Source organism: Pseudoxanthomonas sp. OG2, from assembly GCF_014192765.1.
Taxonomy (GTDB): Bacteria; Pseudomonadota; Gammaproteobacteria; order Xanthomonadales; family Xanthomonadaceae; genus Pseudoxanthomonas_A; species Pseudoxanthomonas_A beigongshangi.
In genome coordinates this window covers 318,906-335,213 of record NZ_JACHYM010000001.1, presented here as the reverse complement: position 1 = coordinate 335,213, position 16,308 = coordinate 318,906, and the positions used below count along the sequence as shown (strand labels likewise).

The window sequence follows — 16,308 nt, the reverse complement described above, 5'->3', positions numbered from 1 at the left end:
GAAGAAAAGAGGGAGGTGTTCACGCCAACCATGCACGCAGGCCCGCGAGTGCCGCGAGTCCGCACAGCGTCCAGGCGACGCCCGCCAGCCAGCGCGGCCGGTAAGGCAGGACGCCCAGCGCAAGCGAGAGGCCGGCCGCAGTCATCGCGCCCAACCAGATCACCGGACCGCGCGCCCAGTCCTCGGCCTGGCCGGCCACCAGCAGGGCCAGCGCGAGCAGGCTTCCGCCGAGCCAGCGCCACTGGCGCATCCGGCCGGTACCGGCCCGTGCGGCGCCGTGCAGATCCATCTGGTGTTTTTCCATCGACAGGCACAGCGCCGCGAAACCCGCATAGGCCAGAGCCGTCAGCAGCAGGAACACGAGCACGCTCATGCGTTCGCTCCCGCCGGCCCCGTATTGGCGACATTGGCGGCCTGCCGTCGCCGCGCCGCCGCGCTTGCCGGCGGTTGCCAGCGCTGCATGCGGCGGCCGGCACAGGCCAGGCCGGCACCCAGCGCAAGCATGGCGAGATCAAAACCGGCCATCACCCAGTCATGCCGCATGAGCGAGACACCGAGGTGCGTCGAAGTGGTCAATGCGTTGACCAGCGGCAGCAGCAGGAACAGCAGTGCGGCGACGTAGAGCTGCCAGGCCCACATGGCGCGCCTGGGCCAGGCGAAAGCGGCCAGCAGCGCGACGGCCCATGCCGCGAAAAACACGTTCGCCTCCGCGGACGCGCGCTCGGCGATCGTCAACGGCAGCAACCGGTTGCTCCAGAAGTAGGCCGCGAACGCGATCGGCAGGCCGGCGACCGCGCCGATGTTGAGCGCATCCACCAGCCGCAGGCCGAAACCGATGCGCCCTGTCTTCAGGTGTTTGGGGCGCTCCTTGATGGCCCACAGGATCACGCCGCTGGCGACCATCAGGCAACCGGCGAGGCCGGACAGGAAGAACAGCAGGCGCAGCAGGGGATCGGCGAAGCGTGCCAGATGCAGGCCATACATCACGCCGCGGGTGCGGGTGGTACCACCCGGACCGGGGCTGGCATCAAGCAGGGCGCCGGTGGCGCCGTCGAAACGCAACGAGGGCGTGTCGATCGACAGGCGCTTGCCGGTGCGCTGGAACACGTCGACCACGGCATTCGCATCACCGGGATGGTGAACGGTGAAGCCGCCGGGCTCGCCGCCCTGCCAATACCGGCGCGAGGCATCGAGCACACGCAGGATGTCCGGTGTGCCTGGCGCGGATGTCCCCGCGGCGTCGCGCGGTTCGCCGAACCGGGCGAACGCGGCGCTGAAGAAGGCATCCTCGTCGGCCGGATAGGCCGCCTTCACGCCCCAGGGCAGGTACATGAACATCAGGGTGACGATGCCGGTATAGGTGATCATCGCGTGGTATGGCAGCGCCATCACCGCGCTGACGTTGTGGAAATCCAGCCACGAGCGCTGGCCCTTGCCGGGGCGGAACGTGAAGAAGTCCTTGAAGATCTTCTTGTGGGTGATCACGCCGGTGATGATCGCCACCAGCATGAACATCGCGCAGAAGCCGACCAGGTAGCGCGCCCACACCACCGGGATGTAGTGCAGGTCGAAATGCAGGCGGTAGAAGAAATCGCCGCCGCGGGTTTCGCGGGCGGCAATCGCCTCGCCGGTATCGGGGTTGACGGTGGCGTCGCCGAAGCGTCCGCCCCGCCGGCCACGGCGCTTGCCCTCGTCCGGCGAAGTGGCGGATTCGGGATTGCGCCAGAACATCCGCAGGGTGCCGTTACGGTCGTCGGGCAGGGTAACGGTCCAGCTTTCGGCCCGCGCCGCGTGCCGTTGAAGGTATTGAAGCGCACGCTCGGCGGCTTCCGGCCCCCGCGCGAGGGTGCTGGGTACCTCCGGACGCATCCAGCGGCTGATTTCCTCGCGGTAATAGCTGGCGGTACCGGCCATGAAAATCAGCAGCAGCAGCCAGCCGACCAGCAAGCCTGTCCAGGTGTGCAGCCAGGCCATCGACTGGCGGAAACCCTGCTTCATGCCGCAGGTCCCAGCCAGGCCGTGCCCACGCCCATCAGCAGCGCAGGCAGGGCGATGCCGATCCAGGCACGCAGGGCGGTGCGTACCGCGAACGCCCACAGCGCGGCGCAGGCGCAGACGACGATCGCGACCAGCATGCCGGTCAGCACGGCCTGGGCGCGATCCATCGGCAGCGCCAGGGCGAGGAAGGACGAGGTAGTGGCGGCCAGCGCATAGCCGCCGAGGATGGCCGCGAGGCTGCGCGAGGCGATGCCGGCGCGCGGATGCCGGAGCACACCGGCAAGGCGTTGGGGACGGGGGGAGAAAAGAACTTTCACGAACGCATCCGGGCTTGCGACAGGAATGGGCAGGCGGCTTCGCCACCCGCCCGGGAGCCGCCTTCCCTGGCGGCGGCCGACGCCATCGGGCGCGGTGTCCATTCCGCTATAACGTGCCAGGCCACCGCATCCCTCAAGGATTGCCGGGCGCGGGTGGCCGATGCCGGGGTCAGAGACGGATGCGCAGGTTCAGGGTGACGTTGCGTGGTTCTCCCCAATGCACGCCGTTGTAGAACCCCATCCGGCTGTAATAGTCCTTGTCCAGCAGGTTGTTGATGTTGAGGCTGGCAGTGATGTTGTCGCTGAAGCGATAGCTGGCCGCCAGATTGAGCAGATGGACGGCGTCCTGTTCCATCGGTGCGCGCCGGGTGAGCGGGGCGCCGGTGGCCGGGTCGTACGCGCCCGTCGGCCGGTTGCCGGTACCGGTGAGCTTGCCTTGCCAGGTGACGCCGCCACCGATGCTCAGACGGTTCCAGCGGCCAGGCAGGCGGTAGTAGGTATTGAGGCGGAACAGATCCACCGGCTGCATGGTGTTGATGCGAACGCCGGCCGCGTTCTCGGCCTTGGCGTGGGTGAAGCCGCCGGCGATGTTCCAGTTCTCGGTGACCTGGCCTTGCACTTCCAGTTCCCAGCCCCGCACCTGGTTGCCCTTGCCGCTGGACTTGTAGGCGTAGGCCGGCGAGCCGTTGATGATCCGTGGAGGGACCGAATCATCGATTTCCGCCAGGTTGTCCTGTTCGCTGCGGAACACCGCCGCGCTCGCGTTGAGGCCGCCATCGAAGAACTCGCCCTTCAGGCCCAGCTCGTAGCTGTTGCCCTCGATCGGATCCAGATAGCGGTCGTTGCGATCGCGATATTCCTGCGGCTTGAAGATGCTCGTGTAGCTGGCATAGGCGGTCAGCTTGTCATTGAGATCGAAGAGCACGCCGGCGTAGGGAGTGAACACATCTTCGACTTTGTAGCCACCCCGGGCCTCGAGCGTGCCGGCCGTGTTGTAGCGTTCCTCGTTGGCGGTTTCCCAGGTGCTGTAGCGCGCACCAACCACCGCCTTCAGGGCGTCGGTGAAATTCAGGTGCGCGGCGATGAAACCGGCGCTCTGCCGGGTTCGGGAGCTGTAGGCGTTGTGGCCATGGCGGATACTGCCGAACCGGGGCACGTTGCCGTCCCAGGTGCGCCAGTCCGGAATCCGACTGTAGTCGGCCCAGCTGGCATAGCCAGCCGGCGGCAGGGTTTGCGTATAGGGTTCGTAAGATCGCTGGCTCAGGGTGCTGTAGCCAGCCAGCAGGGTGTGCTCGCGGCCGAACAGGCGGAACGGACCGCCGGCGTTGAACTCCCAGGCATCGCTGCGGGTGCTTCCCAGGAAGCGCGAAGTCCACACCTGGATCCCGCTGCCGTCGGCGCGCGGAAAGCCTTCGCCGCCGTAGAACATGTAGCCGTCGGTGTCGCTGTCGGCACGGGTATAGGCCAGTCTGGCCAGCCAGCCATTGGCGAAGGACTGTTCCAGGCGGGCGAAAGCCTGGCGATCCTCGCGTGGCCACGAACTCCATTTGGCCGACAGATTGGTGTTGCGCGGCAATCGCGCCAGACTGCCGTCGGCCATCCAGTAGGGCAGCGTGCCCCAGGTGGCGCCCTGGGTTTTCGGCGACTGGTAGTCGTAGCCCGCGGTCAGCAGCGTGCGCGGCGTCAGATCGGCTTCGATCACACCGTACAGCACGTTCTTGTCGAGCCGGTAGAAGTCGCGCCAGGAGTCGCTCTGCTGCTTGGCGGCGACCAGGCGGCCACGCAGCCGACCATCCCAGCCCAGCGGGCCACTGATGTCGGTCTCGAAGCGGTGGTTGCTCCAGCGCCCGATCGTCAGCCCCGTGGTCATCGCGAATTCGGAGGTCGGCCGCTTGCGGATCAGGTTGATGGTGCCGGACGGATCTCCCGCGCCCGTGGTCAGGCCGGTGGCGCCACGAACCACTTCGATGCGTTCGTACACGGCCGAATCACCGTCGGCCTTGACGTAGCCGCCGGTATTGAGCATGCCGTCGACCTGGATGTTGTTGATGGCGTAGCCGCGCGCGTTGTAGCTGACGCGCTCGCTGTCGGTGTACTGGACGAACACGCCGGTGACCTGCTGCATCACGCCGGACAGGCTGAACAGTCCCATGTCGTCCAGGCGCTGGCGGGTGATGACGGTGACCGACTGCGGGGTTTCGCGCAGGGACAGATTCAACTTGGTCGCGCTGCCGGTTTCGCGGACCGTATAGGAGTTCTTGTTTTCCTTTTCACCGTGGACTTCGATTGCATCCAGCGTCGTCGGTCCGTCCGAGGCGGCCTGCGCGCGGGCGAGTCCAGGCAGCAGCGCGCACGCCAGGGCGATGGCCTGTGCCAGGGGATGGCGGAAAGGAAGCGTGGGAACGGGGGTGGGGGACATGATGTGATTCCTGAAATGGCGTGGTGTTCGCCCCGGGTGGGGTACGCACGTACAACGCGCCAGCAATGGGAATCACTCAACGGGCAGAACGCCGTCTCAACGCAACAGGCAGTAGATCACCACGCAACACAGCAACAACGCCGCGACCGCCATCCACGTAGGTTGCCCGGCGCGGGACGGGGGCGTGGAAGTAATATGACTAAACTCGCTCGCGAGTACGTGCGCGGGCTGTTCCAGTTGCTCGGACAACTGCAGCGTCTCTTCCCACGCGGTCTGGTGTGCGGGTTCACCCAGCCATGCCAGGAATCGTTCCTGCTCGGCCTCCTCCATCGGCACACCCGAATGCAGGCGCACGTGCCAGGCAATGGCCTGGTCGGAGGGGGAAGGAGTTGGGCTCTCGTGGGGTGCCGACATGGGTGCCTGGGAGCGGTGGCCAGTATGTGGATCAGGTCAACCTGTAACGTTCACCGGCGACCGCGGTTGACTCGGCCTGTGCCTGCCGGCGCAGGAAATCGCGGCAGCGATGCATGGCCAGCATCATCTCCTTTTCGACCGTGCTGGTCGATACGCCGAGCGCCTGGCCGATTTGCGGGTAGGTCCAGCCATCGATGCGTTGCATGAGGAACACCCGGCGCGTGCGCGGCGGCAGTCCGCGCAGGGTTTGCAGCAGTCCTTCCAGACGCGCGCGGCTGTCCGCCATCTGTTCCGGGGATGCGGAGGAAACGTCGGTATCGTGGCTGGCCTGGCGTGCGTGCTCGTGGCGCACGCGCCGGGATCGCAGATGATCCAGCGCCAGGTTCTGCGCGGTGCGGAACACCAGGCTGAGATCCGCTTCACCCAGGTGGCGATCCTTCAGCCGCAGGTAGGTGTCCTGCACGATGTCCTCGGCCGTGCTGTCGCAGCCGACGATGCGGCGCACCAGATGAACGATGCGCTGGCGCTCGCGGACGAAAACGCGGGTGAAGCCATCCATGTCGTCGGCAGTTCTCACGATAATCGCAAATGATAGTCATTACCATTTGAGCGGGCAACGTGGATCACATAGACGCCCCAGAAACCGCGGTCAACGACTGTGGAACAGTACGGGAGCGTCCGGTCTTATGGCATCGCCGGTGCGCAGCCACGGCGCCGTCGCGGTTTCGATGGTGCAGGGACCGAGCGTGGCGATGCGCAGTGGCCGCATGCGCGCCTGGCGTTCCAGGATCGCCAGCATCCCGGCCAGCATCGCGCCGGAGAACGGCGAATAGAGGTAATACACGCTCGCGGCGGATAGATCGATGGTGCGGGCGTCGCCGGCGACGAAGCGGACGTGCTCAAGCGCCAGCGCGTCGGCACTGCGCCGCGCGCTGGCGACGTAGGCGGGCTCGATTTCGATGCCGACGGCCTGCGCGGGCGTGAGGATGGCGGTCAGCAGCGGGAGATGGCCCAGGCCCGAACCGAGATCGATCAGGACATCGGATTCGCGCAAATCCAGCCGGCGCAGCAGCGCCAGCAAGTGGCGCGCCGGCGTGGGCTGGTAGAACACCATGTCCGGAAGCAGCCCGCCGATGTCCGTCGAGGGCGCATCCGGCGCGAGCACCTCGGCCAACAGCGCGTCCAATGCGTCATAGCCATCGCCATCGGGTGCGTCGCCTTGGCCTGCCGTCAGCGCGGTGAGCGCTTCCGCGCCCCGGCCCTGGCGGATGGCGCCACGCAGCATCGCGCAGAAATCGCGATGGATTGCTTCCAGTTCTTCGCGCAGCGCGCCTGTCTGTCGGGACAGCCCAGCCTCTGCCTGGAAACCGCAGGCTTCCAGGCGATCCAGCACATCACCACGCCGACGCCATTGATCCGGCGCGCGCAGGGCGGCGTCGGCCGTCCAGTGCCGCACCTGTTGCCGTAATCGATCGAGCGGATCCGGAGCGGACAATCGGCAGCCGGATCAGCCGAACAGCTTGCCCAGCATGCGCAGCCCGCCGGTCCACACGCCGATGGCCGTTCCCAGGCTGGTCAGGAAGAAGTTGAGCAGCACCCGCGCCACCCGGTTGCGCCACCAGCCGCGCAGGGTCTGCACATCGTCGCGCAGCGCCATGAAATCCGCATAGGTCGGTTTGCGCAGGCTCGCCTCGACCAGGGCGCTCACGGTGCCGGACGCCAGCGCCGGATGCAGCGGGGTGAGCGGGGAGGCGACGAACGCGGCGGCGATGCTCAGGGGATGCCCCCCGGCGATGGCGCAGCCCAATGCGCCGAGGGCACCGGTCGCGAGCACCCATTGCACGATGAGATCCGAACCGACGTCGACGCCACCCCGATAGAAACCCCAGGCGAAGCCACCCAGCACGAACGTGGTCAGCAGAATGGTGAACCAGGGAATGCTGCTCTTTTCGGGAATGTGCTCCAGCTCGGCGAGCGTGGCGGCCGGTTCATCGTTGTCCTCGCGCAGGTGCCGGGCCAGTCCGTGCAGATGGCCCGCGCCGACCACCGCCAGCATTTCGTGCGGCTTGTCGCCCTTGGTCTGTTGGCCGCCGGCCTGGCGCAGGCGCGTGGCCATGTAGCGATCCCGCTCGGCGATGACGGTTTCGTACAGCGCCGGATTGTCCTGGGCGAATTCGCCGAAGCTCGATTCGAGCATGTCACCCTGTTTCAGCTTCTCGATTTCGGCATCGCCGACTTCCTCGTCGGCGAACATGCCGGCCAGGATGCCGGCGCTGATCTTGGCGCGGCCCCACCAGCTCAGGCGATGCAGGGCGCGCTTGAAGGTCAGGCCGACCTCGCGATCGATCAGGTGCACCGGCAGCCCGCGTTCGCGCGCGTCTAGCGCGCCGGCCTTGAGTTCGGCGCCGGGTTCCACGTCCAGTTGTTCCGCCAGCCGGCGCTGGTACGCGGCCAGGGCCAGGTTGGCGGCAAACAGGTGGGTCTTGCCTTCGCGCAGCACCTTGATGAGATCCAGCTTTGCCTGCGCGTCGGGATCCGTGAGCGATTGCAGACGGCCGGCGTCGAGTTCGACCGCCACGCTGTCGTAGGCGCCACTGGCGACCGCCGCGCGCACGGCGTCCACGCTGCTGCGCGAGACGTGCGCGGTGCCGAGCAGGGTGTAGCGGATGCCGTCGCGTTCGACGATCTGGTGCGGCTGACCGGCCAGCGGGTCGTGCGCGGCGGGAAGAGGGGACGGCGTAGGGTCGTTCATGGTGTCATTCATCGGAAGGGGCCGCGCCGTCACCCGCGCCGAGCGCGCGTTGCATCTGCACGGTATCGAGCCAGCGGCCGTGCTTGCGGCCCAGGCCCTGGAAGACGCCAACGGTGCGGAAGCCCAGCTTTTCATGCAGGGCGACCGAGGCGCCGTTGGCGGGTTCGCCGATCACCGCGATCATCTGCCGGAAGCCGCTGGCTTCGCAGGCGTCGATCAGGCGTTGCAGCAGCGCCTTGCCGACGCCCTGGCCCTGGTGCTCGGGAACGATGTAGACCGTGTCCTCCACGGTCCAGCGGTAGCCGATGCGGCTGCGATAGCTGCTGGCGTAGGCGTAGCCGGCGAAGCGGCCATCGCGTTCGGCGACGAAGTAGGGATAGCCCGCCGCCTGCACGGCGCGCATGCGTTGCGCCATTTCGGCCTCGTCGGGTACGTCGTATTCGTAGGTCGCCACGCGCTCGCGCACTTCCTCGGCGTACAGGGCGGCGATGGCCGGGATGTCGGCCTCGGTGGCGTCGCGGATGTGCAGGGGCAAGCGGGTGATGCCTCAGTCGATGTAGCGCTTGAGCAGATCGCCGTAGGCGTCGATGCGGCGGTCACGCAGGAACGGCCAGATCCGGCGCACGTGCTCGCTGCGTTCCATGTCCACTTCCACGCTCAGGAGGGTGGCGTCGGTGCCGGCCTCGGCGAGGAACTCGCCCTGCGGACCCAGCACGTGGCTGTTGCCCCAGAACTGGATGCCGGACGTGCCCAGTGGCGAGGGTTCGTGGCCGACGCGGTTGCAGCTGAGCACCGGCAGGCCGTTGGCGACCGCATGGCCGCGATGGCTCAGCACCCACGCATCGCGCTGGCGATTCTTTTCTTCCTGCGTGTCGTCAGGATCCCAGCCAATCGCGGTCGGGTACAGCAACAGCTCGGCGCCGGCCAGCGCCATCAGGCGCGCGGCTTCCGGATACCACTGGTCCCAGCACACCAGCACGCCCAGGCGACCGACCGAAGTGTCGATCGGCTTGAAGCCGATGTCGCCGGGAGTGAAATAGAACTTCTCGTAGAAGCCCGGATCATCCGGGATGTGCATCTTGCGGTACTTGCCCGCGATGCTGCCGTCCTTCTCGAACACCACCGCGGTGTTGTGGTACAGGCCGGTGGCGCGGCGCTCGAACAGCGAACTCACCAGCACCACGTTGTGTTGCTTCGCCAGGCGTCCCAGGCGTTCGGTGCTGGGGCCGGGAATCGGTTCGGCCAGGTCGAACTCGCCGACCGACTCGTGCTGGCAGAAGTATGGGCCGTTGTGCAGTTCCTGCAGCAGCACCAGGCGCGCGCCGCGGCGGGCGGCCTCGGCCACGCGTTCCTCGATCACCGACAGGTTGGCGTCGGCATCGCCGTGGTTCTTTTCCTGGATCAGGGCGACGGGCAGGGAGGTCTTGCGGGTCATGGCGGGGGCGGTGTTGAGCGGACGCGCATGGTAACGCGGATGGCCCGGCCCCGGGCCGACCGCGGGTGAACGGCGGGCGCGGCGCCGTCAGGCGCCGGCCTGCTCGCGACGGCGCTGAGCGCGCCCCAGCCAGGCGCCGTTGCCGGCCCAGACCAGGGCGATGCCGGCGCCGATGAACATCGCCAGCGCGGGGTGCTCCGCGACCAGATCCAGCATCCGCTTCACCCAGCCGCTGAGCGCATCGGCACCGCGATAGACCACGGTGTCGATGAAGTTCTTGGCCTTGTATTTGTCCTCGGCGCCGACCACGGTGTACAGCATCTCGCGGCCCGGCCGCACCAGCGCGTATTCGCCCGCGCGGCGCACCACCATCACCACCGCGAACACCGCGAAGGTGGGCGCCAGCGCCAGCCACAGGAAACCGGCGGCGGTGATCAGCGGTACCAGTACCAGCAGGATGCCCACGCCGAGCCGGCGCGCGATCTGCCCGGTGATGAAGATCTGGGTCAGGATCGCCAGGCTCTGCACGATGGTGTCGATCAAGCCGAACACCTGGGTCTGGCGGGTGCGGTCGGGAAATACCTCCGCAACCAGTCGCGCCTGTTCGAAGTACAGGAAGGTGCTGACGCTGGCCAGCAGCAGCACGAACAGGGCGATGCCCAGCAGGTAAGGCGAGCGGAACACCGCCGTCGCGCCCGCGAACGGATTTCCGCCCAGCGGGCGGCTGCGGGTGGCGCCATCCTGGATCGGAAGCGGATGCGCGTCGCGCCAGCGCTGCAGCCAGTTGGCGGCGGCGATGCTGCCGGCTAGGAACAGCGCGGACAGCAGCACCAGCCCGGCATGCCCCAGCGGCGCGACCAGCAGGGTGCCGAGGATGGGGCCGAACAGGCCGCCGAGACTGGCGCCGCCCGCCATCAACGCGAACAGCCGCTTGGCCTGCGCCACCACGAACAGGTCCGCCAGCACGCTCCAGGCCAGCGAAATGGTCAGCAGGTTGAACACCGACAGCCAGATGTAGAACGTGCGCGCGATCCAGACGTTCTCCGGCTGCCAGGCGAACAGCGCGGCGAAAACCAGCAGGTTCAGCACGAAGAAGCCGAAGGTCCATGGCAGGATATGCCGCCGCCGTACCCGCGCCGCCACCCAGCCGAACAGCGGCATCGCCGCCAGGGTCGCCACGAAGGTGCCGGTGAACAGCCATTGCAGGTTGTCCACGCCGCCGGCCACGCCCATCGTCTCGCGCACGGGACGCAGCATGAAGTAGCCGGTGAACAGCAGGAAGAACAGCGCCAGTCCCGCGACGACCGCGGCGGTCTCGCGGGGTTCGACGTTGAACAGGCGGGCGATCAGGTTGGGGCGCGGCGAGGCGTCGCTCATCGGGTACTCAGGCGAATTGGGCGATCAGCGACTGGCGCTGGGTGGCATCGAGATCCGCGCCGACGCCGGCGCGCAGGTTGTCGCTCTGCCGATCGGGCTTGCCGGTGGCGGGAATCACCACCGTCACCGCAGGATGGCTCAGCGCGAATTTCAGGAACGCCTGCGCCCAACTGGTGATGCCGGCCTCGGCCGCCCAGCCGGGGAGCGGCTTGTCCTTCACCTGCGCGAACAAGCGGCCATCCTCGAACGCGCGGTTGATCATCACGCCCACACCAAGGTCCTGCGCCAGCGGCAGCACCCGTTTCTCGGCACCGCGCGAAACGACCGAATAGTTGATCTGCAGGAAGTCGGGTTTCTCCGCCTGGACGATGTCGGCCAGTTCGTCCTGCGCGCGCTCGACGTAGTGGGTGACGCCGACGTAGCGCACCTTGCCCTGCTGCTTGAGTTCGCGCGCGAGCGCCAGTTGCGCCTTCAGATCCCCGAGGTTGTGGACCTGCAGCAGCTCGACCTTGTCGGTCCGCAGGCGGCGCAGGCTGTCGTTGAACTGAGCCAGGCCTTCCTCGCGTCCGGTGACGCCGGAGAGTTTGGTCGCCAGCCAGGCCTTCGGTCGCAGGCCCTGTTCGGCCAGCAGGGGACCGAGCACATCCTCGGCGGTACCGTAGGTCGGCGCGGTGTCGATGACGCTGGCGCCGGCGGTGAAGAAGCGTTTCAGCACCTCGCGCAGCGGATCCTGTTCCGCGGCGCTGGCGCCGACTTCGAAACTGCCGGAGGTGCCCATGCCGATGACGGGAATGCGCTCCTGCGTGTGTGGAATCAGCCGGGTATTGAGCGGTCCGGGCAGCGCGGTGCTGGCTGCCGACGGCGTCTTGCCCGGCGCGCTCTGGGCCATCCCGGCCTCGGCGGTGTCACGGCAGGCCGCGAGGCCAAGACCCGCGGCGGCCGCGGCGGTGGAAGCAAGGAACTGGCGTCGTGTGTACACCGTGGACTCCTCCGCGCTGGGCAAGAGAGCGTTATCAGTGATTGGTGTCACGCATGTGTAAACGAAGCGTTCAATGCCGCCCCAACCAAAGACCTAGTCGCGATGTTTCGACCTGAAATGTGAAACGGGGCGGATTCCTGCGAATCCGCCCCGTTCGTTTCGAACTGCCGAGTCCGCCACTCAGACCGCGGAAAGCAGGTCCTGTGGCAACTGCATGGTGATGCAGTGGAGACTGCCGTTCTGCCAGATCAGCGCCCGGCACGGCACCTGCACGATTTCGCGACCGGGATAGGCCGCCGCCAGAACTTCCGCCGCCTTGGCGTCGGCCGGGTCGCCATAGGCCGGCATCAGCACCGCGCCATTGAGGATCAGGTAGTTCGCGTACGAGGCGGCCAGGCGGCGACCGTTGTCCAGGACCGGTTGCGCCCAGGGCAGCGGGAATGGGCGGTAGGGTTCGCCGGTGCGGGTGCGCAGGGCGGCGATGTCGGCCGCCATCGCCTGGAGTTCGGCGAAGTGCGAGTCGGCCGGATCGTCGCAGGCCTGGAACACGATGGCGTCGCCAGGCGCGAAGCGGGCGAGGGTATCGACGTGGGCGTCGGTGTCGTCGCCTTCCAGGTAGCCATGATCCAGCCACAGCACCCGATCCTGTTTCAGCCAGCCGCCCAGCCGCGCGGTCAGCTCCTCGCGGCTGGCCTGCGGATGACGCTCGTGCAGGCATTGCCACGTGGTCAGCAACGTGCCCTCGCCATCGGTTTCGATGGCGCCACCTTCCAATGCAAAATCAATGCTTTGGACGAAATAGTTGTGAAACAGGTTCATGCCGGACAGCTCGCCGACCAGGCGGTCGTCGCGGCTGGCCTCGAACTTGCCGCCCCAGCCGGTGAAGCGGAAGTCGAGCAGCTTGAAGCGGCCACCGTCGCGCAGGCTGATCGGGCCGGAGTCGCGCAGCCAGGTGTCGTCGTACTCGGCCGGCACGAAGCGAACCCGGTCCATGTCCACCCGCGCCGAGCGCAGCCGGGCTTCCGCATAGATCTGCAGATCATCGTCGGCGACGCAGATCACCACGTCCTGGAAGCGGGTGATGGCCGCCACCAGCGCCACGTAGGTTTCCTCGACCTCGCCCAGGCGTTCGGCCCAGTCGGTGTCGGCATGCGGCCAGGCAATCAGGATCGCGGACTGGGGTTCCCACTCGGCGGGAAAACGGAAAGCGTCGGTCATCGTACCAATCGGTCAGTGCGGGTCAGCGGATGGGGGGCTTGGGCCCGATTTCTTCCGGGCCGGCCTGGTTGGCGACCACGTCGATCACGCGGTCGCGTTCGAAATACACGGTGAAGGCGGGGTAGACCCAGCGATGGATCGTGGGCCATTGCCGCTTCTGGCCGCCGCGCGGTTCCAGCTTCTGCTGCGGTTCGCCGAAGCGCGCCTGCACCTGGTTGCTGGTCCAGCCGCGCACCGGCGCCGCCTGGGCGGCGGTTTCCTGCACGCGGTCAACCAGCAGGGTGTCGGCGGCGAAGGCGTTGGTGGCCAGGCCCAGCAGCACGTACATCGGGATGACGAGGACGCGATGGTTCATGGCGGATTTCCCCCGGAAAGAGGCGGCCTTTATAGCAAAAGCGGCGCAACAAAAAACCGCCCGAAGGCGGTTTTCCGGGAGTTCCGCGCAGGCTGGACCGGAAGGTCGCCCGCGGCCGGAAACTCAGCGCTGGCGCGCCTTGAAACGCGGATTGGACTTGCAAATCACGAAGACCTTACCGCGGCGGCGGACCACCTTGCAGTCGCGGTGACGGGCCTTCGCCGACTTCAGGGAGGACAGGACCTTCATGATGAAACCTCGGCGTAAAAGAATATGGGGCGAAACGAAGCCCGCTATTCTAAATGCATTTCCCCAGCAACATCAAGTGGTTGCCGGACGAGACGGGAAACCGGCCGGCGCGGCCCGCGGGCGGCGCGGCATAATAGTGTGAAAACCACAGGATTCCCCATGTCCGAGAGCATTCCCGTCCTCACCATCGATGGCCCGTCCGGGGCCGGCAAGGGCACGGTCAGCCGCATCGTCGCCGACCGCCTGGGCTGGCATTACCTGGATTCCGGCGCGTTGTACCGGGCGGTCGGGGTGGCGGCGAGCTGGGCGGACCTGGACATTTCCGACCCCGCGGCGCTGGTCCGATGCACCTTCGACACCCAAGTCCGCTTCCAGGACGGCCCGCAGGGCCTGCGGGTCATCGTCGACGACGTGGACGCCACCGAGGAACTGCGGCTGGAAACCACCGGGGCGCTGGCCTCGGCCATCGCCGCGATCCCCGAGGTCCGCTCGGCCCTGAAGGAGCGCCAGCGGGCTTTCCGGCAGCTTCCGGGCCTGGTGGCCGACGGTCGTGACATGGGTACCGTCATCTTCCCGGACGCCCCCTACAAGGTGTTCCTGACCGCCAGCGCCGAGGAAAGGGCGGAAAGGCGCTATAAGCAGTTGAAAGACAAAGGGGTTTCGGTTACCTTAGACGGTCTGCTACGCGAGATTCTCGCCCGCGACGCCCGTGACGCACAGCGCACGGTGGCACCCCTGCGGCCGGCCGACGACGCCGTCCACATCGACACCACCGGCCTGGGCATCGACGAAGTCGTGGCGCGCGTGCTGGCCATCGTGAGTCGTTGATCGCAATTCATCGCGGCGACTTCCGGTTCAAGGCACGCCGTGGAATCCACTGGCAGTATCGAGCCCGTTCTCCGGTGCCTTGCACCGGGGCGACGGTTTTTCCACTTCAACTACACACGGCACTTTCCTACGTGCCGAAAGGGTGGACGGAGGAACGCCGCGAGGCGCGCACCCGTCCGTGTGTCCAACCGAGTAATCAACAATGACCGAATCATTTGCCGAACTGTTTGAACAGAGCCAGACCCAACTGGCCAAGCTGAAGCCGGGCGCCATCGTCACCGGCGTCGTCGTGGAAGTCCGCAACGACGTGGTGGTGATCAACGCCGGCCTGAAGTCCGAAGGCATCGTGCCGATCGAACAGTTCCGGAACGACGCCGGCGAAATCGACGTGGGCGTGGGCGATGAAGTGAAGGTGGCCCTCGACTCGATCGAGAACGGCTTCGGCGAAACCGTCCTGTCGCGCGAGAAGGCCAAGCGCGCCATGGTGTGGGACGAGCTGGAGCAGGCGCTGGAGAAGAACGAAACCATCACCGGCCGCATCAGCGGCAAGGTCAAGGGTGGTTTCACCGTCGACATCAAGGACGTCCGCGCGTTCCTGCCGGGCTCGCTGGTCGACGTCCGTCCGGTCCGCGACCCGGGCTACCTGGAAGGCAAGGAGCTGGAGTTCAAGCTCATCAAGCTGGATCGCAAGCGCAACAATGTGGTCGTCTCCCGCCGCGCGGTGGTCGAGAGCGAGCATTCGGAAGAGCGCGAGCAGCTGATGGACAAGCTGCAGGAAGGCGTGGTGCTGAAGGGTGTGGTCAAGAACCTCACCGACTACGGCGCGTTCGTCGACCTGGGTGGCATCGACGGCCTGCTGCACATCACCGACATGGCGTGGAAGCGCGTGCGTCATCCGTCCGAAGTGGTCGAAGTCGGCCAGGAACTGGACGTCCGCGTGCTCAAGTACGACCGTGAGCGCAACCGCGTCTCGCTGGGCCTGAAGCAGCTGGGCGAGGATCCGTGGGACAACATCGCCCGCCGTTATCCGGCCAACAGCCGGGTGTTCGGCAAGGTCTCCAACGTCACCGATTACGGCGCGTTCGTCGAGATCGAGCCGGGCGTGGAAGGCCTCGTGCACGTGTCCGAGATGGACTGGACCAACAAGAACGTCAACCCGTCCAAGGTCGTGCAGGTCGGCGACGAAGTCGAAGTGATGGTGCTGGACGTGGACGAAGAGCGTCGCCGCATCTCGCTGGGCATGAAGCAGGTCGCCGCCAATCCGTGGGAAACCTTCGCGGCTACCCACAAGAAGAACGACAAGGTGTCCGGCCAGATCAAGTCGATCACCGACTTCGGCATCTTCATCGGCCTGGACGGCGGCATCGACGGCCTGGTCCACCTGTCCGACATCAGCTGGAACACCACCGGCGAAGACATCGTGCGCAACTTCAAGAAGGGCGACACGCTGGAAGCTGTGGTGCTGGCCGTTGACCCGGAGCGCGAGCGCATCAGCCTGGGCGTCAAGCAGCTGGAGCAGGATCCGTTCGGCCAGTACATGGCGGCGCATCCGAAGGGCTCGAAGGTCGAGGGCGTGGTGAAGGAAGTCGACGCCAAGGGCGCCGTGATCGAACTGGCCGACGGCATCGAAGGCTACGTGTCGGCTCGCGACATCGCCAACGAGCGCATCGACGACGCCAGCCAGCACCTGAAGGTCGGCGACAAGATCGAAGCCAAGTTCATCGGCATGGATCGCAAGGGCCGCACCCTGCAGCTGTCGATCAAGGCGAAGGACGAAGCCGAAATGCGCGAAGTGCTGGAGGAATACCAGTCCGCGTCGGGCGGCACCACCACGCTGGGCGCGCTGCTGCGTGCACAGCTGGACGGCAACAAGTCCGAGTAAGCCAAGCAAGTCCGTTGTAAGCAACACGAGCTTCCGGCCGGCCCGGGTCAATGACCCGAGCCGGTGCGGAACGTACCCGCCCGAA

17 protein-coding genes are annotated in these 16,308 nt (G+C 66.8%); 2 read left to right on the top strand and 15 right to left on the bottom strand.

Annotation, left to right across the window (positions count from 1 at the left end; genetic code table 11):
* Window positions 1-19 precede the first annotated feature (19 nt).
* The 15 genes from FHW78_RS01440 to ykgO all read right to left on the bottom strand — a co-directional run bounded on the left by FHW78_RS01440 (window position 20) and on the right by ykgO (window position 13,513).
* Entirely contained in the window at window positions 20-373 is a 354-nt protein-coding gene (locus FHW78_RS01440; protein WP_183636790.1) for a DUF3325 domain-containing protein, read from the bottom strand.
* Window positions 370-1,998: a PepSY-associated TM helix domain-containing protein gene (locus FHW78_RS01435; protein ID WP_183636788.1), complete on the bottom strand. Its 1,629-nt coding sequence runs from the start codon at window positions 1,996-1,998 to the stop codon at window positions 370-372. The genes FHW78_RS01440 and FHW78_RS01435 overlap by 4 nt, the downstream gene beginning before the upstream one ends.
* Window positions 1,995-2,273, bottom strand: a complete 279-nt coding sequence (locus FHW78_RS19875; RefSeq protein ID WP_328805132.1) for a DUF3649 domain-containing protein — start codon at window positions 2,271-2,273, stop codon at window positions 1,995-1,997. The genes FHW78_RS01435 and FHW78_RS19875 overlap by 4 nt, the downstream gene beginning before the upstream one ends.
* Before the next feature lie 211 nt (window positions 2,274-2,484).
* Window positions 2,485-4,734 carry a TonB-dependent siderophore receptor gene (locus FHW78_RS01425; protein ID WP_183636784.1) on the bottom strand — a complete coding sequence of 750 codons (2,250 nt, stop codon included), beginning with the start codon at window positions 4,732-4,734 and terminating at the stop codon, window positions 2,485-2,487.
* A gap of 96 nt (window positions 4,735-4,830) precedes the next feature.
* The gene (locus FHW78_RS01420; protein WP_183636782.1) at window positions 4,831-5,148 is read right to left on the bottom strand and encodes a DUF4880 domain-containing protein; all 318 of its coding nucleotides are present in this window, start codon (window positions 5,146-5,148) and stop codon (window positions 4,831-4,833) included.
* Between the two features lie 31 nt (window positions 5,149-5,179).
* Window positions 5,180-5,725, bottom strand: coding sequence for an RNA polymerase sigma factor (locus tag FHW78_RS01415; protein ID WP_183636780.1), 546 nt, complete (start codon window positions 5,723-5,725; stop codon window positions 5,180-5,182).
* Between the two features lie 72 nt (window positions 5,726-5,797).
* Window positions 5,798-6,604 carry a methyltransferase domain-containing protein gene (locus FHW78_RS20125; protein ID WP_183636778.1) on the bottom strand — a complete coding sequence of 269 codons (807 nt, stop codon included), beginning with the start codon at window positions 6,602-6,604 and terminating at the stop codon, window positions 5,798-5,800.
* 51 nt (window positions 6,605-6,655) lie between these two features.
* Window positions 6,656-7,912 carry a TraB/GumN family protein gene (locus tag FHW78_RS01405; protein WP_183636776.1) on the bottom strand — a complete coding sequence of 419 codons (1,257 nt, stop codon included), beginning with the start codon at window positions 7,910-7,912 and terminating at the stop codon, window positions 6,656-6,658.
* The gene (locus FHW78_RS01400) at window positions 7,905-8,435 is read right to left on the bottom strand and encodes a GNAT family N-acetyltransferase (RefSeq protein WP_183636774.1); all 531 of its coding nucleotides are present in this window, start codon (window positions 8,433-8,435) and stop codon (window positions 7,905-7,907) included. The genes FHW78_RS01405 and FHW78_RS01400 overlap by 8 nt, the downstream gene beginning before the upstream one ends.
* Before the next feature lie 12 nt (window positions 8,436-8,447).
* Window positions 8,448-9,335, bottom strand: coding sequence for a carbon-nitrogen hydrolase (locus FHW78_RS01395; protein WP_183636772.1), 888 nt, complete (start codon window positions 9,333-9,335; stop codon window positions 8,448-8,450).
* An 87-nt stretch (window positions 9,336-9,422) separates the two neighbouring features.
* On the bottom strand, window positions 9,423-10,712 hold the full coding sequence (locus tag FHW78_RS01390) for an MFS transporter (RefSeq protein WP_183636770.1): 1,290 nt from the start codon (window positions 10,710-10,712) through the stop codon (window positions 9,423-9,425).
* A 7-nt stretch (window positions 10,713-10,719) separates the two neighbouring features.
* Window positions 10,720-11,691 carry an aldo/keto reductase gene (locus FHW78_RS01385; RefSeq protein WP_183636768.1) on the bottom strand — a complete coding sequence of 324 codons (972 nt, stop codon included), beginning with the start codon at window positions 11,689-11,691 and terminating at the stop codon, window positions 10,720-10,722.
* Between the two features lie 180 nt (window positions 11,692-11,871).
* The gene (locus tag FHW78_RS01380) at window positions 11,872-12,909 is read right to left on the bottom strand and encodes an agmatine deiminase family protein (protein WP_183636765.1); all 1,038 of its coding nucleotides are present in this window, start codon (window positions 12,907-12,909) and stop codon (window positions 11,872-11,874) included.
* 22 nt (window positions 12,910-12,931) lie between these two features.
* Window positions 12,932-13,264 carry a hypothetical protein gene (locus FHW78_RS01375; RefSeq protein ID WP_183636762.1) on the bottom strand — a complete coding sequence of 111 codons (333 nt, stop codon included), beginning with the start codon at window positions 13,262-13,264 and terminating at the stop codon, window positions 12,932-12,934.
* Between the two features lie 123 nt (window positions 13,265-13,387).
* A complete protein-coding gene (gene ykgO / locus FHW78_RS01370; RefSeq protein WP_010342887.1) occupies window positions 13,388-13,513 on the bottom strand; it encodes a type B 50S ribosomal protein L36 in 126 nt (41 codons plus the stop codon).
* A gap of 159 nt (window positions 13,514-13,672) precedes the next feature.
* Between ykgO and cmk the strand changes: the two genes are divergently transcribed.
* Window positions 13,673-14,341, top strand: coding sequence for a (d)CMP kinase (gene cmk, locus FHW78_RS01365; RefSeq protein WP_183636759.1), 669 nt, complete (start codon window positions 13,673-13,675; stop codon window positions 14,339-14,341).
* Window positions 14,342-14,543: 202 nt separating this feature from the next.
* Window positions 14,544-16,223, top strand: coding sequence for a 30S ribosomal protein S1 (gene rpsA / locus FHW78_RS01360; RefSeq protein ID WP_183636756.1), 1,680 nt, complete (start codon window positions 14,544-14,546; stop codon window positions 16,221-16,223).
* The last annotated feature ends 85 nt before the right edge of the window (window positions 16,224-16,308 follow it).